This window comes from Roseospirillum parvum, from assembly GCF_900100455.1.
GTDB lineage: Bacteria > Pseudomonadota > Alphaproteobacteria > Rhodospirillales > Rhodospirillaceae > Roseospirillum > Roseospirillum parvum.
Window position 1 is genome coordinate 29,496 of sequence record NZ_FNCV01000008.1, and the last position, 22,198, is coordinate 51,693.

Here is a 22,198-nt window from a genome sequence, read left to right on the forward strand (position 1 = left end):
CCCATACCCCGCCGGGGGATCGAAGGCGATCCCCCGGACCCCCTCCAATCCTTGGAGCGGAACGCCGGTCGCGAGATGGGATCGGTTGGGGTTGGGTGCGGGCCAGCTTTGCTGGCCCGCGTAAACAGACACCAAGGAAGTGGCGCAAGGATGCGCGGCTCAAGTCCGCCCAGATAAGTGCTCGGTGGGTTTTTCGTTCCGCAGGCCAGCGAAGCTGGCCTGCAACCAACCACCCTGAGTGCCCCGCTCTGCCTTGTGCGTTCCGCACCAACGAATTGGCGGGGTCCGGGGGGACCCTGTCCCCCCGGTGGGGGTTTGGGGGCGAAGCCCCCGAGCCTGTGCTACACTCCCCGCGCGGGAGGGTGCGCACATGCGGCTTTGGGTGTTTTTGTTGGCGATGGTGATGACGCTGCCGGTGGTGGCGGAGGAGGTCACGTGCGGGCCGGATGGGCCGTGGCATGATCCGGCGATGGACTATCATCTGGATGATCTGCTGGCCCTGATCGAGGCCCGCCTTGATTGGGAGGAGGGCAAGCCGCGCGAGGACGATCCGGGCGATCCGGAGCGGGTGGCGGCGGCGGTGGCGGCGTGGCAGCGTCTGGCCGAGCCCCATGAAGGCCGCCCGGGCAATGCCGAGGCTCGGTGGTGGCTGGGTCATCTGATGATGGAAGGAAAAGCAGGCTTCGAGGCAGACGCCTGGGGAGCGCTTGAGTTCCTGCTCCCCGCCGCCGAGGCTGGTCATCTGGAGGCAATGACCCAGACCGGCCGCATCCTGGTCCGCGAGGCCAACGCCGAGAAACTCACCCCCGATAGCGCCGCCATCCCCGCCCCCACCAAAGGCCGCGCCTGCCTCAAACGCGCCGCATGGCTGGGAAACCGGGAGGCGCAGACGCGGTGGGCTGTTCAGCACAGTGGTAGCGAGCAGGAACGACTGACTAAAAACCTAGCTGGAGGACTTGACCTCCTTCCAGAAGCGCTCACCGAGCTTTCCAATGCACAGAAATTTGAAGCCGATCAGGCAACGCTCGGAGACAACCTATTGAGACACTGCGCGATTTGTGGCTCTGAATTGTGCCAAGTTGCGATAACCTACAGACTGGGGTCGCGTCCCCGGACGGTGGATGTCGTCAACGAGGGTGTCTATTGGATAGCCGTCCTTGCCTATTACCACAACAACCAATCAGCGAAAAATTTACTTGAAGAGTTTTCCCAAGACATAATCGAGGACGGAGAAAGTTCAATCTTGGATAGCGCACGAAGCTTCAAGAAACGCGACTGCTACTGACCGCTTCCATCAATTTCCAGCGCGCCTGACACAGCTTTGTCAAACAATTCTTCCGCTGCCCGCTTACCGCCGCCTTTCTGCGCCCCCAGATAACGGAGCACCTCCCCCATTGCCTTGCCGCCGAGGTTGGCGAGGCGCTGGAGGATGTTGCCGACGGTGCCTTTCAGGGCACGGCGGTACCAGTCGGGGTTTTCCGCCATCACCGCCTTCAGATCATCCACCGAGACGGCCTCGCCCGGTTTCAGGCGCTGCCTGATCTGGCCGACCAGTCCGGCGGCTTCCTCGGCGATGGCCTGTTGGGCGTCGGCCCGGGCGCCAACCACGAGGCTGGCCACCTCCAGGGTCGGGGCGATGGCCAGGGAGAGGCCCCGGGTCATCACCACGGCAGCGGCCGAGGCCGCCAGATCAAGCCCGCCGGCGACATGCTCGAGGTCGCTTTTCATGTCCTCGGCAAAGCGCCGGGCGGTGGTTGGATCAAGCTCGGGATGGGGCGGGGCATCGACCCAGTTGGCGAGCAGGAGGCCAATATCATCGACCACCGCGTCAAGGGCTTGGCGGGCCCGGCGCTTCTGATAGGCGGGCGACGACGGGTGCCCAACGTGACGCATGCCGGGCGCCACCCCGCCCCGTTTCTCAAAGGTCAGGGACTGGTTCAGCTCGGCCAACTCCCGCTGAGCCCGCCCGAGACTGTCGCCGACACTGCGGGACAGATCACCCAGTCGCTCGACGGTCTCCGGGTCGTAGCTGTCGTGGTAGGCCCGGCTGACCTCGAAGGCTCGGGTCAGTGCCTTCACCCCGTCCTCATTGCGCACGAGATCGACGAACTCCTGCATGGCCTGCGGCTTGATGCTCTTGCTGGCCCCGAGCACATCGTGAAGACCGATGCCCGTGGCCTGGGCGAGAAGGCCGACCACGCCGCGCAGATGCCCTTTCTCCCGCAAGCCTCGGAGCTTGCGGCGAATGGCCTGGTCACGGCGCTGACGGATGTCGGCCCTTGCCCCCGTACCCCCACCGGGGGATCGAAGGCGATCCCCCGGACCCCCTCCAGTCGTTGGAGCGGAACGCCAGCAGCGAGACGGGATCGGTTGGGGTTGGGTGCGGGCCAGCTTTGCTGGCCCGCGTAAACAGACACCAAGGAAAGGGCGCTACTCGCACCGGGCACGCCGTTGTTTGGTCGGTTCCGCAGGCCAGCGAAGCTGGCCTGCAACCAACCCCCATCCGCGCTCGGCTCTGCCTTGTGCGTTCCGCTCCAACAACCTGGCGGGGTCCGGGGGGACCCTGTCCCCCCGGCGGGGGTTCGGGGGCAGCGCCCCCGTTCTTTCAACCGCGCCCGCCGTCGTCGCTTTGCCTTCGGCTCCGCTCGGGGCGGGCGCGGGGCAGAGCCCGCGAGCGCGCACCAATCTTCTTGTGTCATCCCCCGTCAGCCTGCGTACACTGCCCGGGTGAGCCAGTTTGCCCCAGACCGTGATCCGGTGGCCTTGGTTCGCCGGATCGACCGCACCCGCCGGGCGCTGCTGTGGGAGCGCCTGTGGCGGCGTCTGTTTGTCCTGCCCTGGCTGCTGATGGCGATTGTGGCGCTGGCGGTCTCGGGTCTTGCCGGGGCGCTGCCGGGGCCGGCTCATGTCCTGTTGCTGGTCGCCGTGGTGGCGCTGCTGGCGTGGCCGGTGGCGCGGCTGCGTGGGGTGCGCACGCCCGGGCTGGACGAGGCGGTGGCCCGGCTGGAGGCGACGGACCCGCGCCGGCCGGTATCCGCCCTGCTCGACCGCCTGACCGAGAGCCAGGCCACCGACCCGCTGACCCGTGCCCTGTGGCAGGCTCACCAGGAGCGCATGGCCGAGGCTGCCGTGGCCTTGCCGGCGGCGCGTCCGGCGCCGGGGGTGCTGGCGGCCGACCGGCGCGGGGTCCGGGTGCTGGCGCTGCTCGCCCTGATCGTCGCCCTGGCCTGGGCCGGGCCGCGGGCCGGGGACAACCTGCGCGCCTTCCTGTCGCCGACCCTGGTGGCGCCGCCGGGCGCGGCGACGGTGGAGTTGTGGATCAGCCCGCCCGCCTACACCGGCCGTCCGCCGCTGCGACGCACGGCGGCGGTGCCGCCGGCTGGCGAGGGCCCGGCGCCGGAAGCCGGCGAGTCGCCGCTCGAGGTCCCGGCCGGCAGCCAGTTGTCGCTGCTGGTCACGGGCGATGTGGCGCGGCCCCGGCTGGTTCTGGCGGCCGACGATCCGGGCCGCCTTCTGCCCCCCACCGAGAACGCCGAGGGCGCGGCCAGCCACCGCCTGGAGGTGACCCTGGACGACCCCGCCGCCGACCGTCTGGGGCTGGCCGACGGGCCCCGGCGGCTGGCTCTGTGGCGGCTCGCCGTGCGCCCCGACCGGCCGCCCGAGGTGGCCTTCACGGCGCCGCCGGAGGGCGATTCGGCGCATCGCCTGCGCCTTGCCGGGCGGGCCGAGGATGACCACGGCCTGACCCAGGCCCGGTTGATTCTGGGGCTGGCCGGGCGGACCTCCGGGCCGCGTCTGGCCGAACCCACGGTTCACCCGCTGGCCCTGCCCAGCCCGCCCCAGGGGGCGCCGCGCGAGGTCCGCCTGGGCAGCGCCCTGGACCTGACCGCCCACCCCTGGGCCGGACTGGAAGTGACGGCCCACCTGGAGGTGAGTGACGGGGCCGGGCAGGTGGGGACCAGTCAGTCGGTCACCCTGATCCTGCCCGAGCGGCCCTTCCGCCACCCCCTGGCGGCCGAGCTGATCGCCCAGCGCCGGGTGCTGATCCTGGCCCCGGAGCACACCCCCCGGGTGGCGGTGCGGCTCGACGCCCTGGCCGAGAGCGCCCTGGCCCGCCCGGAGCGGGTCCGTCAGCGGCCGGGGGCCGCCCTGGCCCTGGTCGTCGCCGCCCGCCGCCTGCGCCTGGAGCCGGGCCGAGCCGGCCGCCAGTCGGTGATCGATCTGTTGTGGGACATCGCCCTGGACCTGGAGGAGGGCGACCTGGGGGCAACCCGCCGACGCCTGGAGGCGGCTCATCAGGCGCTGAAGGACGCCCTGGCCGATCCGCACGCCTCGGCCGAGGAGCGCACCGCCCGCACCGAGGCCTTGCGCCGCGCCCTGGCCGACCATCTGGCCGAGCTGGCGGCCAACGCCCCCGAGCTGCCCCAGGGGCTGGCCGAGCAGTTGGACCGGGCGCCCGGGGTGCGCCGCCTCGATCCCTCGGCGCTGGAAGAGATGCTGAACGAGATCGAGCGGCTGTCGCGCCTGGGGGCGGGCGACGCCGCCACCGCCCTGCTCGACCGGCTGGCCGAGCAGTTGCGCGGGCTCGACGGCCTGACCCGGCTGTCTCCCAAGGCCGAGGAACGCCTGACAGCCGGAGCCAGCGTGCTGGCCGATCTGATGGCCCTGCGGCGCGATCAGGCGGCCCTGCACGACGAGACGTTTTCCGTCGGCAATCGGTCCACCCCGCCCGGCGCCCAGGTCGCCCGGGCCGGCCGCCAGGAGCATCTGCGCCACCGCCTGGGCGGTCTGCTGGCCCGCCTCGGCGAGCTGCTCGGCCGGCTGCCGCCCGACCTGGGCGCGGCGGAGTTGGAGATGCGCCGGGCCACCGAGGCCCTGGCCGGCGGCGACCACGAAGGCGCCGCCAGCGCCCAGGGGCGGGCCCTGGCGCGGCTCGACCAGGGGCTTGACGCGCTGCTGGAGGCGATCAGCCGGACCGCCGGCGGTGTTGCCCTGCCCGGCGCCAGCCGGCTGCCCGGCGGCGGCGAGGACCCCCTGGGCCGCCCGGTGCCCGATCCGGCCGACGGCCCCAAGGTGCCGGCGCCCAGCCGCCAGCGGGCCGAGGACATCGTCGACGACCTGCGCCGCCGGCTGAACGAGCCGGATCGGGCGCCGACGGAACGCGATTATCTGAAGCGTCTTCTGCCCGGTTTTCGCTGACCTGGTTGGCGCGGGGGATCAGGCGTGGCCGGCGGTGGCCGACAGCAGGCTGGGGTCGATGCCCAGCTTGGCGATGGCGCGGCTCCACTTGTCGTCCAGGTCGCGGCCGAACAGCAGGTCCTCGTCGGCCGGCACGTTCAGCCACACGTTGTGCTTGATTTCCTCGTCCAGCTGGCCGGCGCTCCAGCCGGCGTAGCCGAGCGACATCATGCGCCGGATGGGGCCGCGCCCGGTGGCGATGTCGCGCAAGACGTCGGTGGTCGCGGTCAGCGCCGTGCGCGCGTCGACCAGCAGGGTGGTCTCGTTGCGATAGTCGGCACTGTGCAGCACGAAGCCGCGCGAGGTGTCGACCGGCCCGCCGAACAGCACCGGCAGGCCGTCGCAGGAGACGGTGGACTCGATGCCCAGTTGTTCCAGGATGTCGGGGAAGGTGATCTGGTCCAGCGCCCGGTTGACCACCAGTCCCATGGCGCCGTCCTCGTTGTGGGCGCAGACGAAGATCACCGAGCGGGAGAAGCGCGGATCGTCCATGCCCGGCATGGCGACCAGGCATTGCCCGGTGAGCGAGGTCTCTGGGGTCGGCAGGGTCGGCGTCATGAGGGGCACATATCCTGGATTGAACCGGTCCTGGGTTGAACCGGGCCGCGCCCTGCGCCAAGGCAGAAGCGGGCCTTGCTTGTGAGATGGCGTTTCGGCCGCGCCGCGCCAAGCCCCCGGGGGGTGATTTCGGCCGCGCCGGGTGGCCCGGGGGAGGCAGGGAGGCGGCCGAGACGCGGCCGAGACAGTGTTGACGACGGCGCCGGTTGGGGTCAGATAGGAGCCTCGCCGACCACCGCCACCCCCCTTGGCGGCGTATCGCCCGCCGAGACCCTGCCCCGATTGGACCCGCCATGTGGACCCGCCTTGCCGCCTGTCTGTTGCTGCTGCTGGGCAGTGCCCCGGCCCTGGCCCAGGCGGCCCCCGGGGTCGGCCCGTGGACCCGGGGCGAGCAGGCCGACCTTCGGCTGATCGCGGCGCGCGACGCCAGCGGCCAGGGCGAGGTGTTGCGGGCCGGGCTGGAGTTCGCCCTCAAGGGCAACTGGAAGATCTACTGGCGCAGCCCCGGCGACGCCGGCTATCCGCCCTCGGTGGACTGGTCGGAGTCGACCAACGTGGCCGGGGTGGAGATGGCCTGGCCGGCGCCCGAGCGCTTCAGCGTGCTCGGCATCGACACCATCGGCTATCACGATCACGTGATCCTGCCACTGTCCGTGCGCCCGGCCGAGCCGGGGGCGGGGGTCGAGCTGGTCGGCGCGGTGGACTACCTGATCTGCGACGACATCTGCATCCCGGCCAGCGCCCGGGTGGCCCTGTCGCTGCCCGGCGGCGCCGGCTCGCCGGGCGCCCAGGCGCACGCCCTGGCCCGCTTCGAGGCCCGGGTGCCGGGCGATGGCGCGGCCCACGGGCTGGCCCTGGTCGGCGCCACCCTGATCCCCGGGGACGGCGCGCGGCCGCCCGGGCTGGCCGTCGAGGTGACCGCCGAGCCGCCCCTGGGCGCTCCCGACCTGTTGGTGGAGCTGGGCGAGATGCCGGTCTTCCGGGCCCCCGAGGTCAGCCTGTCCGAGGGCGGCCGGCGGGCCATCCTGACCGCCCCGGCCGATCCCGCCCTGCTCCCCGAGGGGGGGCTGGAAGGGCGCCCGCTGACCCTGACCGTGATCGACGGGGCGCGCGGCCTGGAAGCCACCCTGACACCGCCCCTCGGCACCCCGGCCCCCGCCGCGCCAGCGGCCGCCGAGGCCGGCCTGGCGCTGATGCTGGGGCTGGCCCTGCTCGGCGGCCTGATCCTCAACCTGATGCCCTGCGTGCTGCCGGTGCTGTCGCTGAAGGTGCTCGGCGTGCTGGGTCACGGCGGGGCGCCGCCGGCCCAGGTGCGGGCCGGCTTCCTGGCCTCGGCGGCGGGCGTGGTGGTCACCTTCCTGGCCCTGGGCGGGGTGGCCATCGGCCTGAAGGCGGCGGGGCTGGCGGTGGGGTGGGGCATCCAGTTCCAGCAGCCGGTGTTCCTCGGCGTCATGGCCCTGCTGCTGACCCTGTTCGCGGCCAACCTGTGGGGCTTCTTCCAGGTGCCGCTGCCCGGCTTTCTGGGCAATCTGGGTGGCGCGGAAAACCGGGGCGAGACCACCGACGCCCCCTCGCTGGCCGGCCACTTCGGCACCGGGGTGCTGGCGACCATCCTCGCCACGCCGTGTTCGGCGCCCTTCCTGGGCACCGCCGTGGGCTTCGCCCTGGCCCGGGGGTGGCTGGAAATCGGCCTGATCTTCCTCTTCCTCGGCCTGGGCATGGCGCTGCCCTATCTGGCGGTGGCGGCGGTGCCCGCCGTGGCCCGCCGGCTGCCCCGCCCGGGCGCCTGGATGAACACCCTGAAGGCGGTTCTCGGCGCCGCCCTGGCGGCCACCGCCGTGTGGCTGATCACCGTGCTGTGGCTCCAGGTGGGAGCACGGCTGGCCCTGGTCATGGCCGGCCTGATGGTGGCCCTGCTGGTCGCCCTGGCGGCGCGCGCCCTGATGGAGGGGCGCGGCCGCGCCATCGCCGGCGGCGTGGCGGTGCTTCTGCTGGTCGTCGGGGTGGCCCTGCCGGCGTTGCGCCCGGCGGTGCTCGAGCCGGCGCCGGTGGCCGCCGACGCCCTGTGGCAGCCCTTCGCGAAAGAGCGCATCGCCGGGCTGGTCGCCGAGGGCAAGGTGGTGGTGGTCGATGTCACCGCCCAGTGGTGCATCACCTGCCGGGTCAACAAGCTGGCGGTGCTTGATCGCGAGCCGGTGCTGGGGCGGCTGTCGGCTCCCGGCGTGGTTCCCCTGCGCGCCGACTGGACCAACCCCGATCCGGCCATCGGGGCCTATCTGGCCACCTTCGAGCGCTACGGCATCCCCTTCAACGCGGTCTACGGTCCGGGCGCGCCCGAGGGCCTCGTGCTGCCCGAGCTGCTGACCGAAGGCGCCGTGCTGGAGGCCCTGGACCGGGCCGCCGGGGAATAGCCGCCGCCCAGTTGCCGCCGCCCAGTTTGCCCGCTCAGTGCGACAGCAGCACCGGGATCGGGGCGTGGGCCAGGATGTGGCGGGTCACCCCGCCCAGGATCAACTGACGCAGCCGGGAATGGGTATAGGCGCCCATCACCAACAGGTCGGCCCTGGCGTCCTGCGCCCCCTTGAGCAGGGCCGGCCCGGCCCCGGCGCCGACCGGCAGGATGCGCCGCGTCTCCACCGCCACGTCGTGCCACGCCAGATGGGTTTCCAGGTCGGCGGCGCCGATGCCGCGCTCGCTCTCGGTGTCGTCGGCGATCAGCGCCACCACCGCCTCGGCCCGGGTCAGGATGGGCAGGGCCACGCTGACCGCGCGCGCCGCCTCGGCGCTGCCGTTCCAGGCGATGGCCACCCGCCGGCCCACCGACTCCGGCGTCTCGGCCGGGGCGGCGAGCACCGGGCGGCCGCTTTCCATGAGGGCCGCGTTGAGGGTGATCAGGGCGCTGCCGTCATCGCTGCCCGGGCGGGCGGCGACCACCATGTCGGCCACCCGGCCGCGACAGGCGACCAGGGTATCCTCGACCCCGACCAGTTCCTTGTAGCTGGCCGAAACCTCGGGCGGGCCGGGCGGCTCCACATCGGTGGGAATGGCGTAGCGGCCGCAGAAATCGTCGAACAGGGCGCGCACCTTGGCGGCGGTGTCGCGGCCCTCGCGCTCGGCCACCTCCATCATCTCGTCGACCATGGCGCCGGACATCGCCTCGCCGACCAGGGGCACCGACTGGGCCGGATCGGGCCGGACGTGCAGGGCCTCCACATGGCAGGACTGGTCGCGGGCCACCGCCATCGCGGTCTCCAGCACCGACGCCCCACCAGCCGGATCGGAAAGCACCGCCAGCATGGTCCTGATCCCGGTCATCTTGAGTTTCCCTCCCTTAACCGGCCGCGCGCGTCGGCCCCTGAATGCCCTGACAATATGGGGCTTCGGGACCGATAAGCAAAGTGAGCGGTGAAACGGCGCCAACATCTCCCGGTTGATCTGGACAGCCACGATGGGGGTCCATTACGCTTCCCTCAAGTGTCCGCCCTTGACAGCGCTTTGGGGAAGGCCGTCATGCCATATCGCGTCACCCTGGCCCTGCTCGTCGGCCTGATCCTGGCGGCGCCGGGCGCGGCCTGGGCCAGCGGCACCAAGTCGACCGCCGACCACGGCAAGTTCGAGCAGTTGAAGGGCCCCTTCAAGAGCGGCCCGGAAGTCACCGCCGCCTGCCTGGAGTGCCACACCGAGGCGGCCAGCCAACTCCACAAGACAACCCACTGGAGCTGGGCCTTCATCAGCCCGATCACCGGCGAGGAGCTGGGAAAGCGCAACGTCGTCAACAACTTCTGCGTCGCCACGGCGACCAACTGGCCGCGTTGCACCTCGTGCCACATCGGCTATGGCTGGGACGACGACAGCTTTGATCTGAGCCAGGAAACGGCGGTCGACTGTCTGGTCTGTCACGACACCACCGGGACCTACAAAAAATACCCCGCCGGGGCCGGCCATCCGGCCTACGTGGACAAGACCTTCCCGCCCAACAACCCCAACGGGGAGATGTTCGAGGCGGTTGACCTCGGCAAGGTGGCGCGCAGCGTCGGGCGCACCGGGCGCGACACCTGCGGCGCCTGCCACTTCACCGGCGGCGGCGGCAACGGGGTCAAGCACGGCGACATGGACACCTCGCTGATCGACCCGCCGCGGGCGCTTGACGTGCACATGTCCCCCGACGGCGAGGGCTTCACCTGCGCCACCTGCCACAACCCCGATGGCCACGACGTGCCGGGCTCGCGCTACGCCCCCACCGCCCGCGACACGGCCGGCTTCGACACCCCGAGCGCCGTCTACAAAAGCCACGCCACCTGCGAATCGTGCCATGGCACCGAAGCCCACGCCGCCCACCCCAAGCTCAACGATCACACCGACAAGGTGGCCTGCCAGACCTGCCACATCCCCGAATACGCCCGGGGCGGCTTCAAGACCAAGATGTGGTGGGACTGGTCCACCGCCGGCACCAAGGTGGATGGCCAGAAGGTGGTGAAGGACGCCGACGGCTATCCCCTGCACGACGTCAAGAAGGGCGATTTCCGGTGGCAGGCCAACGTGGTGCCGGAGTACTTCTGGTTCGACGGGCGGATCGACTACACCCTTCTGAACGAAACCATCGATCCCCAGGGGGTGGTGGAGATCAATTCCTTCTCCGGCGGCCCGCACGACCCCACCGCGCGCATCTGGCCGTTCAAGGTGATGCGCGGTCGCCAGCCGATCGACGCCGAGAAGAACATCCTCGCCGTGCCCCACCTGTTCGGCCAGGACGAGGACGCCTTCTGGGGCGGCGGCAAGTTCGACTGGAACAAGGCCCTGAGGGCCGGCCTGCGCGAGCGCGGGGTCGACTACTCGGGGTCCCACGCCTTCGTGGAATCGGCCTACTACTGGCCGATCACCCACATGGTGGCGCCCAAGGAGGACGCCGTCGGCTGCAACGAATGCCACACCACCGACGGCCGGCTGGCCAGCCTGTCGGGCTTCTACATGCCGGGCCGCGATTCCATCGACTGGCTGAGCAAGCTGGGCTGGGCCTCGGTCGCCCTGGCCCTGGCGGCGGTCACCGGCCACGCCCTGATCCGCGTCTTCTTCGCCCTGTTCCATAAGGTGAGCCAATGACCCGCGACATGGTCTTCTCGCGCTTCGAGCGCTTCTGGCACTGGTCGCAGGCGGCGCTGATCATCCACCTGATCATGACCGGCTTCGAGGTCAACGGGGCCTATGAGTTCTATGGCTACGAGCGGGCCGCCGAGCTGCACCGCTTCAATGCCTGGCTGCTGCTGGGGCTGTCGGTGTTCGCCATCTTCTGGCACTTCATCAGCGGCGAGTGGAAGCAGTACATCCCGACCACCGACAAGATGCGCGCCGTGCTGCGCTACTACACCCTGGACATCTTCAAGAAGGATTCGGTCCACCCCTTCAAGATGACCCCGCTGGTCAAGCACAACCCCTTGCAGCGCATTGCCTACTCCGCCTTCAACCTGATGATCCTGCCGATCATCTGGGTCTCCGGCCTGCTGTACATGTACTACAACGACTGGCCCGACATCGGCATGGAGAACGTGCCGCTGGCCCTGGTGGCCGGCATCCACACCGCCGCCGGCTTCGCCATGCTGGTGTTCCTGATCGTGCACGTCTACATGATCTTCACCGGCAAGCCGCTGATGCGCTACCTGAAGGCGATGATCACCGGCTACGAGGACAGCCACGACTGAGCGCGCCGCGGATCAGGCGTCCCCGGTCATGCCCAGCGCCGCCAGCGCGCCGGCCAGGGTATCCTCGCGCGAGCCCGAGCTGTCCACCCGGTGCCACGCGATGGCCCCCAGATCATACGCGAACTGGCGTTTCAACACCGCCTCGGTGGCGTCGGAGGCGTTGCCCTGGCGGGTGCGCACCCGTTCGGCCATCACCTCGGGATCGGCGCTCAGCCACAGGCCCTCGAAGGGCACCCCGGCGCGCGCCGCCACCGCCTCGATATCGGCCCGCTCCCCGGGGGTGGCGAAGACCGCGTCGGCGATCACCGAATGGCCGGCGGCCAACGCCTCGGCCGCCTCCTCGTCGACCCGGCGATAGGTCTTCTCGGTCATCTCCGGGCGGTAGCCCTCCGGCCCCAGGCGGGTCAACGGCGCCTGCCCCATCAGCCGCTTGCGCACCACGTCGCTGCGCAGCACCAGGGCCCCCGGCGCCGCCCCGACATAAGGCGCCAGGGCCCGGGCCAGGCGCGACTTGCCGCTGCCCGACAGCCCCCCCACGGCGACCAGACGGGGCGCCGGCGGCGCCAGATAGGCCTCGGCCCGGGCCAGCATGTGGTGCGCCTCGTCAATCAGCCGGGCGCGGTCGGCGGGGTCCTCGCGCACCGCCGCCATCGAGGCCGCCACATGCGCCCGGATGGCCGCCCGAAGCGACAGGAACACGGGCAGCAGGGCCAACCCGGCGATGTCGTCGCGCCGCTCCTGATAGACGTTGAACAGCACGCTGGCCAGATCAGCCAGCCCGCGCTCGCCCATGTCCATCAGCAGGAAGGCGAGATCGTAAAGCACGTCGATGAGGACAAAGTCCTGGTTGAACTCGATGGCGTCGAACAGGGTCGGCCGGCCCTGCCACAGGCAGATGTTGCGCAGATGCAGATCGCCATGGCAGCGCCGCACCAGTCCGGCCGCGCGCCGTGCCTCCAGAAGATCGGCATGGCGCGCGCACTCGGCCCGCTGCGCCTCGACCAGCGCCGTCACCCGGGCCGGATCGAAGACCGCCGGCAGATGGGGCGCGAACGACTCGGCCACGCCGTCGATGGTGGCCCGCATGGCCTCGGCCCCGCCGGCCTCGCGGTGGACCTCGGCCCGCTCGTGGACCGCCGCCACCTCGACCGCCAGATCAGCGATCAGATGACGGTCCAGGGCCCCGCTCTCGGCCAGCCGGATGAACAGGCCATCCTGGTCGAAGCGGCGCATCACCACCAGCCAATCGACCACCGCCGCCTCTCCCGGCGGCGCCTCCGCCGACTCGCCGACCGGCCCGATGGAGAGCCGCCCATCAGCCGCCCGCAAAACCGGCGCCACCCCCTCGTACAGCTCCGGCGCCGCCGGCCGGTTGGCCGCGATCTCGGCCAGACAGGCCCGGCGCCGCGCCGCCAGGGTGGTGAAATCGAGAAACGACAGCCCAACCGCCCGCTTCAGCTTGAAGGCCCGCTCGCCGGCCAGGAAAACGGCCGAAATATGCGTGTCCCGCCGCGCCACCTCCTCCCCGGCCGACAACCCATGGGTCGCCGGATCGGCCAGAAAAGCGATCACCTCAGCCTGATCGTCCATGGCGCTCTTCCTCCTGCCGCGCGACCACCCCCGTTCTTTCACCAGACAGCCTGCCGGCTGTCAAAGGGGCGCTGCCCCTTTGAATCCCGCTGGGGAGGCCGGGGGCCTCCCCAGACCCCACCATGTGTCAAAGCCTTGGAAGAGGGGGTACCCGAGCGCTCGCGCTCGGGTACCCCCTCTTCCAAGGCTTTAAGTCGTGGCGGGGGTCCGGGGGGACCCCTGGTCCCCCCGGCGGGGGTTCGGGGGCAGAGCCCCCGAGTTTCCCTAATGCGCGCACCGTCGTCGCCCGGCTAAAGCCGGGCTCGGGGTGCGCGCGGGGGCAGAGCCCCCGTGCCGGCCCGCCAGGGCCGTCAGGCGAGAGGCCGGTGGTCGTCGCGCAGCAGGATGTAGATGGCCGGGATGACGAGCAGGGTAAGGGCGGTGGAGCTGGCCAGTCCGAAGACCAGGGAGAGGGCGAGTCCCTGGAAGATCGGGTCGGCCAGGATGAAGGCGGCGCCGATCATGGCGGCGACGGCGGTCAGGAAGATGGGTTTGAAGCGGATCGCCCCGGCGTTGATGAGGGCGGTGCGCAGGTCGGGATCGATTTGGCGGCGGTGGTTGATGAAGTCGACCAAAAGGATGGAGTTGCGCACGATGATCCCGGCCAGGGCGATGAAGCCGATCATCGAGGTGGCGGTGAACGGCGCGGCGAACAGCCAGTGGCCGAGCACGATGCCGATCAGGGTGAGGGGCACCGGGACCAGGATGACCAGGGGCACGGTGAAGCTTTTGAACTGGCCGACCACCAGCAGGTAGATGGCCAGGATGGCGACGGCGAAGGCGGCCCCCATGTCGCGGAAGGTGACGTAGGTGATTTCCCATTCGCCGTCCCACAGCACCGAGACGGTGGATTCGTCGCCCGGCTGGCCGACGTAGCGCACCGGGGGCGGGCCGGCCGGGCCCCAGTCCTGGTCCTTCAGCGCCTCCTCGACGGCGAACATGCCGTAGATGGGGGCTTCGAAGCAGCCGGCCAGATCGCCCTGCACCATGTCGGCGAAGTGGCCGTCGCGGCGGAAGATGGTGTGCGAGGCGGTTTCCTCGACCAGACGCACCACGTCGCCCAGCTCGACGATGCCGCCGTCGCGGGTGGGCACCGGGGTGGAGAGCAGGTGGGGGCCGGGGGTCAGGGTTTCGCGCGGCTGGCTCAGGACGATGGCCACCGGGTCGGCGCCGCCGCCGCGATGGGAGTAACCAACCCGCACGGTGCCCAGCAGGGCGGCCAGGGTGTCGTAGACCGCTTCCTGTTCGACCCGGTGGAACTCCAGGGCTTCCTGGTCGATCTCGAAGCGCACCCGGGGCGCCGGCTGGCCCATGGAGGTGTCCACGTCGACCACGAAATCCACCGCCTCGAAGGCGGCGCGCACCTTGTCGGCGGCGGCGCGGCGGGTTTGGGGGTCGGGGCCGTAGACCTCGGCCAGCAGGGTGGAGAGCACCGGCGGGCCGGGCGGCACCTCGACCACCTTGATCGAGGTGCCCTCGGGCACCTCCAGGTCGGCCAATCGCTGGCGCACTTCCAGGGCCACCGCGTGGCTGGCCCGGTCGCGGTCGTGCTTGGGGGTCAGGTTGACCTGAAGATCGCCCATTTCGGGGCCGGAACGAAGGTAGTAGTGGCGCACCAAACCGTTGAAGTTGAACGGCGCGGCGGTGCCGGCGTGAAGCTGGATGTCGGTCAGCTCCGGGAGGTCGGCGAGGCGCTCGGCGGCCGCCATCAGGACCCGCTCGGTGGCCTCCAGCGAGGCCCCTTCCGGCAGGTCGACCACCACCTGAAGCTCGCTCTTGTTGTCGAAGGGCAGCAGCTTCACGGTGACGTCGCGGGTGTAGAACAGGGCGCAGGCGGCCAGCGTGGCCACCCCGACGCCGCCCAGCAGCACGGCCGAGCGCAGCCGCCCCTTCAGCATCGGGCGGGCGATGGCGCGGTAGAGGGCGGCCATCTTGCCGTCATCATGGTCTGAGCCGCCGTCATTGCCGGCGAAGTCCACATGGTTGTCGGCGTGGTTGTCGGCCGCCCGCTTGCGGTCCAGCCGCTTGCCGGCCAACAGGTAGAGCAGCCACGGCGTGATGATGACCGCGACGAAGAAGCTGAACACCATCGCCGCGCTGGCGTTGGCCGGGATGGGGCTCATGTACGGCCCCATCAGGCCGGAGACGAACATCATCGGCAACAGGGCGGCGACGATGGTCAGGGTGGCGATGATGGTCGGGTTGCCCACCTCGGCCACCCCGTCGATGGCCTTTTTGAGGGCCGGGCGGTCGTCGGGCATGCGCCAGTGGCGGACGATGTTCTCGACCACCACGATGGCGTCATCGACCAGGATGCCGATCGAGAAGATCAGCGCGAACAGGCTGACCCGGTTGATGGTGTAGCCCATCAGGTAGCTGGCAAACAGGGTGAGAAGAATGGTCGTGGGGATGACCAGGGCGACCACCGCCGCCTCGCGCAGGCCGATGGCCAGCCAGATCAGCACCACGATGGAGACCGTGGCCAGCCCCAGGTGGAACAGCAGTTCGTTGCTTTTCTCCAGCGCCGTGGCGCCGTAGTCGCGGCTCAGGTGGACCTCGACGCCCTCGGGGATCAGGCTGCCCTTGAGGGTGTCGATGCGCTGCATCAGGTCCTCGGCGACGAACACCGCGTTGGCCCCCTTGCGCTTGGCGATCGCCACCTCGACCGCCGGCAGGCGCTGGTAGCCGCCCTCGCCGTCCGGGCTCAAGTGCCACACCCGGTGCTCGTCGGGGGCGGCGCCGACCACCACCCGGGCCACGTCCTTGACGTAGACCGGCCGCCCGTCGGCGCTGCCCAGCAGCAACTGGCCGATGTCGGTCAGGCCCTCCAGGGTCTGGCCGGCCAGGGCTTCCAGGCTGTGGTTGTCCTGGCGCAGGCGGCCCACCTTGAAGCTGCGGTTGGCGTTCTCGATCTTCTCGACCAACTGGTTGAGGGTGATGCCGTACAGCGACAGGCGCTCCGGGTCGGGCTCGATGCGGATCTGGTCGGCCCGTCCGCCGACCAGGAAGGTCAGCCCCACGTTGTCGACCTTGATCAGCTCGGCCAACAGCTCGTCGGCCAGATTGTAGAGCGCGTTGTCGGTCCAGCGGTCGGCCACCTCGGGCCTGGGCGCCAGGGTGAGGACGACGATGGGCACGTCGTTGATGCCCCGGCCGACAATCAGCGGCTCGGGGATGCCGACCGGGATCGCGGCCATGTTGGCGCGGATGGTCTCGTGCACCCTCAGCATGGCCAGGTCTTCGTCGGTGCCCACCTCGAAGCGGGCGGTGACGGTGGTGCCGTCGTCCACCGTCTGCGAGTAGACGTGGTCCACCTGATCGATGCCCTTGACGATCTCCTCCAGCGGCTTGGTGACCAGTTCCACCGCGTCCTCGGCCTTCAGGCCATCGGCGCTGACCATGATGTCGACCATCGGCACGCTGATCTGCGGCTCTTCCTCGCGCGGCAGCAGGACCAGGGCGATGATCCCCATGACCAGCCCGGCGAGCAGCAGCAGCGGGGTCAGCGGCGAGCGGATGAAGGCCTGGGTGATGTGCCCGGAAATGCCCAGGGGAATCTCCGGCGGGGTCTGGGGGGCCTGGCTCATGGCAGGCGCACCACGTCGCCGGCGGCAAGGCCGGAGAGGATTTCCACCCCGTCGGCCCGCGGGCGCCCGGTCTGCACCAGCACCTCGGTGCCATCGGCCAGGGTGACGAAGGCGTTGCCGAAGCGCCGGGCCAGCGCCGCCGCCGGGACGATCACGGCGCGCCGGGTGCCGGTGGGCAGCCAGACGATGGTCCTTTCGCCGACGAAGTAATCCCCCAGGCCGTCCACCGCCACGTCGACCACCACCCGGCCGTCGGCCAGTTCGGGATAGACCTTGACCACCTCGCCGACCCGGCGCGGCCCCTCGGCCCGGTGATCCAGGCCGCGCGGCCCCACCTCGACCGCCGCCCCGGCCTTGACGAAGCGGGCATGACGCTCCGGCACCTTCAGGCGCAGGATGTAGTTCTCGGCGGCCAGAGTGGCGATCACCTCGCCGGGCAGCACCACGCTGCCATCGACCACCGCCACCGACAGCACCCGCCCGCTCCCGGGGGCCAGCACCGCCCCCTCGGCCGACTGCTGTTCCACCACCTGCCGCTCGGCCCGCATGGCGGCCAACTGGCGGTCGGCCACCTTGAGGCGGGTTCGCGCGTCGTCCAGGCGGGCCTGGGCGATCACCCCCTGGGCGCGCAGGCTTTCGGCGCGCTCAAGGTCGGTCGCCGCCTGGGCCCGCTCGGCGGCCAGCGACTGGATGCGGGCATCCAGCGAGCGCATCTGCAGCATCAGCTTGGGATCGCCGACCACGGCCACCGTCTGCCCGGCCTCGACCCGGTCGCCCTCGTCCAGCGCCAGACCGCCCACGGTGCCGCCGATGCGGGCCCGGGCCTTGAGGATGTCGGTGCTTTCCACCGTCGCGTAGACCGCCTTCATCTCGGCGATCTCGGTCACCGCCACGGTGTGTTCGCCGGCCCGCGCCGCCGCCGGGGCGGCAAGCAGGCAGGCCAGGGCAACAAGGGCGGTCAGGGGGCGCACGGACATGGTCAACCTCTGGCGCGTCGGCGCCGCTTGAAGGGGATCGATTTCCATTGACGACATATATTAGTATTGGCTAATTTTCAACCATGATCGCCGGGGACCTCGTCGACCAGGGCCGGGCTCGCCAGGCCGCCGATCTGATGCGCCTGCTGGGCAACGAGCAGCGATTGCTCATCCTGTGCCAATTGACCGAGGGGGAAAAGTCGGTCGGCCAACTGGAGGCCCTGGTCGGACTGCGCCAGTCGGCGTTGTCGCAGCATCTGGCCCGCCTGCGCCGCAAGGGGCTGGTCGCCACCCGGCGCCAGTCGCAGAACATCTTCTACCGCCTGGCCAGCCCGGAAACGGCCACCCTGCTGTCGACCCTGGCCGACCTCTACTGCCCGGCGGCAAGCAACCACGAAACCACCTGACGGGGAGAGTTCCACCTCATGTCCATCGACCGCATCGTTTTCGCCTTTGCCGGCAGCGTGATCCTGATCACCGTCGCCCTGGCCCTGTTCGCCAACCTCACCTGGGCCCTGTGGATCACCGGCTTGGTCGGCCTCAACCTGCTGCAAGCCAGCTTCACCGGCTTCTGCCCACTGGCCATCATCGTCAAGAAACTGGGCGCCCCGGTCGGCGCCGCCTTCGAGTAGGGCGCGGCGTTGACGCAAAGGGGCTCCGCCCCTTTGAACCCCGCTGGGGAGGCCGGGAGGCCTCCCCAGACCCCACCATGAGTCAAAGCCGTGAAGAGGGGGGTATCCGAGCGCGCGCGCTCGGATACCCCCCTCTTCACGGCTTTAAGTCGCGGCGGGGGTCCGGGGGGGCCCCTGGTCCCCCCGGCGGGGGTCAAGGGGGCAGCGCCCCCTTGCCTCGACGCCGCCCCTACTCGAAGCCGGCGTTCCGTTCCGGGTGGCCGCCTTGTCGGTGGTCGTAGGCGTGGTCCACGTGGTGGGGTTCGACCAGCCCGGCCGGATCCTGGTGGATGATGACGTCGGCGTTGGGGAAGGCGCGTTCCAGGTCCCGCTGCACCTGATGGGCGATGTCGTGGGCGGCCAGCAGCGACAGGTCGCGCGGCATCTCGACGTGCACCTGGATGAAGGTGTTGAGGCCCGAGGAGCGGGTTCTCAGGTCGTGGGCGTCGATCACCTCGGGGTGGGCGCGCACCACCTCGAGGATGCGCTGGCGCTCCTCCTCCGGCAGTTCGCGGTCCATCAGAAGGTCGAGGGCCTCGCGGCCGATGCCCCAGGCGTTGTGGATCAGGTAGGCGGCGATGGCCAGGGCGAACAGCGGATCGGCCACGGTGATGCCGCCGTAGGCCGACAGCAGCAGCGAAACGATGACCGCCCCGTTGAGCAGGATGTCACCGGTGTAGTGCACCGAGTCGGCGGTGATGGCGACGCTCGCGGTCTTTTTCACCACATGGCGCTGGAAGGCGACCAGCCCCAGGGTGAGGGCGATGGAGATGACCATCACCGCGATGCCCAGCGGGCCGTTGTCGACCGGCGCCGGGCGGCCCAGACGCTGCACCGCCTCGGCGACCAGGAACAGCCCCGAGCCGGTGATGAAGGCGGCCTGGGCCAGACCGGCCAGGGGCTCGGCCTTGCCGTGGCCGAAGCGGTGGTCGTGGTCGGCCGGAACCAGGGCCTGGCGCACCGCCATCAGGGTGACCAGCGAGGCCATGGCATCGAGGGTGGAATCGACCAGACTGGACAGCAGGGCCACCGAGTCGGTCAGCGCCCAGGCCAAAAGCTTGATCAGGATCAGACTGCCGGCCACCCCCACCGAGGCATAGGTGGCCTGACGCATCAGCCGCCCCTCGGGGGTGTCGGTGCCCAGGGCGAGGCGGGCGGGGGTCTCGTCCAGGCTCATGGTGGCGTTCCGAACTCAGGGAAACAGGCGGCAGGTGGTCCACGCCGGGGGGGCCTCGCCCAGGGCGGCGATCAGCGGCTGGGCCGGCGTCGCCTCGGGCGCGACCGGCAAACCGGTACGATCATAGACCAGCCGCTCGTGCAGCCGGAAGGGCTTGTCGCGCCAGAACTCGAAGCGCAACGGCAAAAGCCTGAAGCCCGACCAGTGGGGCGGCCGGGGCACCTCGCCGACCCCGTAGCGGGCGGTGAAGCGGGCCACACGACGCTCCAGCTCGGCCCGTTCGGTCAGCGGCCGGCTCTGCTCCGAGGCCCAGGCGCCGATCCTCGAGCCGCGCGAGCGCGAGGCGAAGTAGGCATCGGCCTCGGCCGCCGGCACCGGGGTCACCGGGCCTTCGATGCGCACCTGCCGGCGCAGGCTTTTCCAGTGCAGGCACAGGGCGGCGAACGGATTGGCCAGCAGCTCGCGGCCTTTCCGGCTTTCGTAGTTGGTGTAGAAGACCACCCCGTGGCCGGCACCGTCGCCGGCATCGATGGTTTTCAGCAGCACCATGCGCAGGCTGGGCCGGCCGTCCGGGGTGGCGGTGGCCAGGGCGACGGCATCGGGGTCCTCGGGCTCCTTGGCCTCGGCCTCGGCGCACCAGGCGCGCAGCAGATCAAACGGGTTGGCGGGGTCGGACATGGGGCGTGCTTCTTGATCGAGGGGCAACAAAGCGGCGAAAGGCGTGACCGCCCGCACACCCCTGAACGGAGCCATGCGGAGGGCACACCTTTTTTTCGCCATCATGGGACGCTAGATTCACCGTATAGACCCTTCGCCGCAACCACCATCCTGAACGAACAGGCTCGGATCATGACCAAGCGATTGAAGTCCCTTCCCCTTCTGGTCGCCGCCGGGGCGCTGATCCTGAGCGGCGGGCTGGCTGGCTGCTCTGGCCAGGGCGACAAGCAGACCGTCGGCACCCTGATCGGCGCCGCCGCCGGCGCCGCCCTGGGCACCCAGATCGGCGGCGGCACCGGGCGCTACGCGGCCATCGCCGGCGGCACCCTGCTCGGCGCCTGGCTGGGCAGCGAGGCCGGCAAGTCGCTCGACCGGGCCGACCAGGCGGCCCTGGAGAACGCCCAGCAGGAAGCCCACCAGGCCCCGGTCGGCGAGACCATCGCCTGGAACAACCCCGACAGCGGGCACTCCGGCAGCGTCACCCCGGTGCGCGACGGCTACAGCCAAAGCGGCCGCTACTGCCGCGAATACCGCACGGTGATCGAGGTCGACGGCCGCCAGCAGGACGCCTACGGCACCGCCTGCCGGCAGCCCGATGGCTCGTGGGAAATCATCAAATAGGGGCCACCTTCGGCCCCGGGGACTTCCCGAAACCGCCCCACGCCCCTAATTTAAAGGGCTTTGGTTCTGTCGCGGCGCCCATCCCGGGCGCCGCCCTTCGGTGGAGTCCCATTTCACGTCCATGCCCCGCGATCCCTATCAGGTCCTCGGGGTGGCCAAAAGCGCCAGCCAGGACGAGATCAAGAAAGCCTATCGCCGGCTGGCCCGCGAACGTCACCCCGACGCCAACACCAGCGACCCCAAGGCGGCCGAGCGGTTCAAGGAACTGTCCACCGCCTATTCGGTGATCGGCAAGCCCGAGCAACGCCGCCGCTTCGACCGTGGCGAAATCGACGCCGTGGGCAACGAGCGCCCGCAAGGTTTCGGCGGCGGCGGTGCCCGGCGCGGCGGCGGCGGCTTCTCGTGGCGCCCCGGTACCTCGGGTGCCGGTACCTCGGGCTTCGGCTTCGAGGATCTGGCCGACGACGACATCTTCGCCGATCTGTTCAGACGCGCCGGCAGCGGCCAGCAGCGCCGCGCCGCCCCGCAACGCGGCGCCGACGTGCGCGCCACCCTGACCACCGACTTCCTGACCGCCGCCCTGGGCGGCAGCGAGCGGGTCCAACTGGCCACCGGCAAACACCTCTCGGTCAGCATCCCACCGGCCTGCGAGGACGGCCGCACCCTGCGCCTGAAAGGCCAGGGCCACCCCGGCGGTCACGGCGGCCCACCCGGCGACGCGCTGGTCGAGATCAAGGTCAAACCCCACCCGATCCTCAGGCGCGACGGCCTCGACATCCTGGCCGACGTGCCGATCAGCCTGCGCGAGGCAGTGCTCGGCGCCCGCATCACCGTGCCCACCGTGCACGGCAAGGTCTCGCTGACCATCCCCGCCGGCAGCAACTCCGGCAACACCCTGCGCCTGCGCGGCAAAGGCCTGCCCGGAAAAGGCACCGCCGGAACCAACGGCAACGGCGACCAACTGGTGACCCTAAAGATCACCCTGCCCGACCCCCACGACGACCGCCTCAAATCCTTCGTCGAAACCTGGACCCCCAAAGGCGAAGGCTCCCTGCGCCCGGAGTAAGGCACACCGCCGGCGACAACGACAAAGGGGCGCTGCCCCTTGAACCCCGCCGGGGGACCGAAGGCGGTCCCCCGGACCCCCGCCTTTCGTTGGTGCCAAGTCCCTCCGGCTTCGCCAAATGCCCGCATGTTGTTTTCGCAGGCCAGCGAAGCTGGCCTGCAACCAAAAACCAGGGAGCGTACTGCTCAAAGAGAGCGTTTCGCACCAACGAATTGGCGGGGTCCGGGGGGACCCTGTCCCCCCGGTGGGGGTCAAGGGGGC

17 protein-coding genes are annotated in these 22,198 nt (G+C 70.6%); 9 read left to right on the top strand and 8 right to left on the bottom strand.

The window, feature by feature from the left end:
* The first annotated feature begins 370 nt into the window (after positions 1-370).
* Positions 371-1,285 (top strand): SEL1-like repeat protein, encoded by a 915-nt coding sequence (locus BLR95_RS12035; RefSeq protein WP_092620417.1) that lies wholly within the window; start codon positions 371-373, stop codon positions 1,283-1,285.
* Here BLR95_RS12035 and BLR95_RS12040 read toward each other — a convergent pair.
* A complete protein-coding gene (locus BLR95_RS12040) occupies positions 1,279-2,199 on the bottom strand; it encodes a hypothetical protein (RefSeq protein WP_092620420.1) in 921 nt (306 codons plus the stop codon). The genes BLR95_RS12035 and BLR95_RS12040 overlap by 7 nt on opposite strands.
* 558 nt (positions 2,200-2,757) lie before the next feature.
* On the opposite strand from BLR95_RS12040, the gene BLR95_RS12045 reads away from it, so the two are divergent.
* Positions 2,758-5,199: a DUF4175 domain-containing protein gene (locus BLR95_RS12045; protein WP_092620423.1), complete on the top strand. Its 2,442-nt coding sequence runs from the start codon at positions 2,758-2,760 to the stop codon at positions 5,197-5,199.
* Between the two features lie 18 nt (positions 5,200-5,217).
* Here the strand turns inward: BLR95_RS12045 and BLR95_RS12050 are convergent, their stop codons facing one another.
* Positions 5,218-5,796, bottom strand: a complete 579-nt coding sequence (locus tag BLR95_RS12050; RefSeq protein WP_092620426.1) for a YqgE/AlgH family protein — start codon at positions 5,794-5,796, stop codon at positions 5,218-5,220.
* 293 nt (positions 5,797-6,089) lie between these two features.
* On the opposite strand from BLR95_RS12050, the gene BLR95_RS16265 reads away from it, so the two are divergent.
* Entirely contained in the window at positions 6,090-8,207 is a 2,118-nt protein-coding gene (locus tag BLR95_RS16265; RefSeq protein ID WP_092620429.1) for a protein-disulfide reductase DsbD family protein, read from the top strand.
* Positions 8,208-8,241: 34 nt separating this feature from the next.
* Here the strand turns inward: BLR95_RS16265 and BLR95_RS12060 are convergent, their stop codons facing one another.
* On the bottom strand, positions 8,242-9,111 hold the full coding sequence (locus BLR95_RS12060; protein WP_092620432.1) for a universal stress protein: 870 nt from the start codon (positions 9,109-9,111) through the stop codon (positions 8,242-8,244).
* Between the two features lie 195 nt (positions 9,112-9,306).
* Between BLR95_RS12060 and BLR95_RS12065 the strand changes: the two genes are divergently transcribed.
* Together BLR95_RS12065 and BLR95_RS12070 are read left to right on the top strand one after the other, a co-directional pair.
* Complete coding sequence (locus BLR95_RS12065) at positions 9,307-10,896, top strand: tetrathionate reductase family octaheme c-type cytochrome (protein WP_092620434.1); 1,590 nt, start codon at positions 9,307-9,309, stop codon at positions 10,894-10,896.
* The gene (locus tag BLR95_RS12070; RefSeq protein ID WP_092620436.1) at positions 10,893-11,492 is read left to right on the top strand and encodes a cytochrome b/b6 domain-containing protein; all 600 of its coding nucleotides are present in this window, start codon (positions 10,893-10,895) and stop codon (positions 11,490-11,492) included. The genes BLR95_RS12065 and BLR95_RS12070 overlap by 4 nt, the downstream gene beginning before the upstream one ends.
* A 12-nt stretch (positions 11,493-11,504) precedes the next feature.
* On the opposite strand, the gene BLR95_RS12075 is transcribed toward BLR95_RS12070, so the two are convergent.
* The 3 genes from BLR95_RS12075 to BLR95_RS12085 form a co-directional block, all read right to left on the bottom strand.
* Positions 11,505-13,082 (bottom strand): bifunctional aminoglycoside phosphotransferase/ATP-binding protein, encoded by a 1,578-nt coding sequence (locus BLR95_RS12075; protein WP_092620439.1) that lies wholly within the window; start codon positions 13,080-13,082, stop codon positions 11,505-11,507.
* A 350-nt stretch (positions 13,083-13,432) separates the two neighbouring features.
* Positions 13,433-16,708: an efflux RND transporter permease subunit gene (locus tag BLR95_RS12080; RefSeq protein WP_092620442.1), complete on the bottom strand. Its 3,276-nt coding sequence runs from the start codon at positions 16,706-16,708 to the stop codon at positions 13,433-13,435.
* Complete coding sequence (locus BLR95_RS12085; RefSeq protein WP_092620445.1) at positions 16,705-17,685, bottom strand: efflux RND transporter periplasmic adaptor subunit; 981 nt, start codon at positions 17,683-17,685, stop codon at positions 16,705-16,707. The genes BLR95_RS12080 and BLR95_RS12085 overlap by 4 nt, the downstream gene beginning before the upstream one ends.
* 83 nt (positions 17,686-17,768) lie before the next feature.
* On the opposite strand from BLR95_RS12085, the gene BLR95_RS12090 reads away from it, so the two are divergent.
* Entirely contained in the window at positions 17,769-18,092 is a 324-nt protein-coding gene (locus BLR95_RS12090) for an ArsR/SmtB family transcription factor (protein ID WP_092620448.1), read from the top strand.
* Positions 18,093-18,110: 18 nt separating this feature from the next.
* Positions 18,111-18,317 (top strand): YgaP family membrane protein, encoded by a 207-nt coding sequence (locus tag BLR95_RS12095; protein WP_092620451.1) that lies wholly within the window; start codon positions 18,111-18,113, stop codon positions 18,315-18,317.
* 229 nt (positions 18,318-18,546) lie between these two features.
* Here BLR95_RS12095 and BLR95_RS12100 read toward each other — a convergent pair whose 3' ends face one another.
* Positions 18,547-19,533 (bottom strand): cation diffusion facilitator family transporter, encoded by a 987-nt coding sequence (locus BLR95_RS12100; protein WP_143130993.1) that lies wholly within the window; start codon positions 19,531-19,533, stop codon positions 18,547-18,549.
* A 15-nt stretch (positions 19,534-19,548) separates the two neighbouring features.
* Positions 19,549-20,211, bottom strand: coding sequence for a pyridoxamine 5'-phosphate oxidase (pdxH, locus tag BLR95_RS12105; protein ID WP_092620454.1), 663 nt, complete (start codon positions 20,209-20,211; stop codon positions 19,549-19,551).
* A gap of 183 nt (positions 20,212-20,394) precedes the next feature.
* On the opposite strand from pdxH, the gene BLR95_RS12110 reads away from it, so the two are divergent.
* Entirely contained in the window at positions 20,395-20,871 is a 477-nt protein-coding gene (locus tag BLR95_RS12110; RefSeq protein ID WP_245689491.1) for an RT0821/Lpp0805 family surface protein, read from the top strand.
* A gap of 121 nt (positions 20,872-20,992) precedes the next feature.
* Entirely contained in the window at positions 20,993-21,937 is a 945-nt protein-coding gene (locus BLR95_RS12115; RefSeq protein WP_092620460.1) for a DnaJ C-terminal domain-containing protein, read from the top strand.
* The last annotated feature ends 261 nt before the right edge of the window (positions 21,938-22,198 follow it).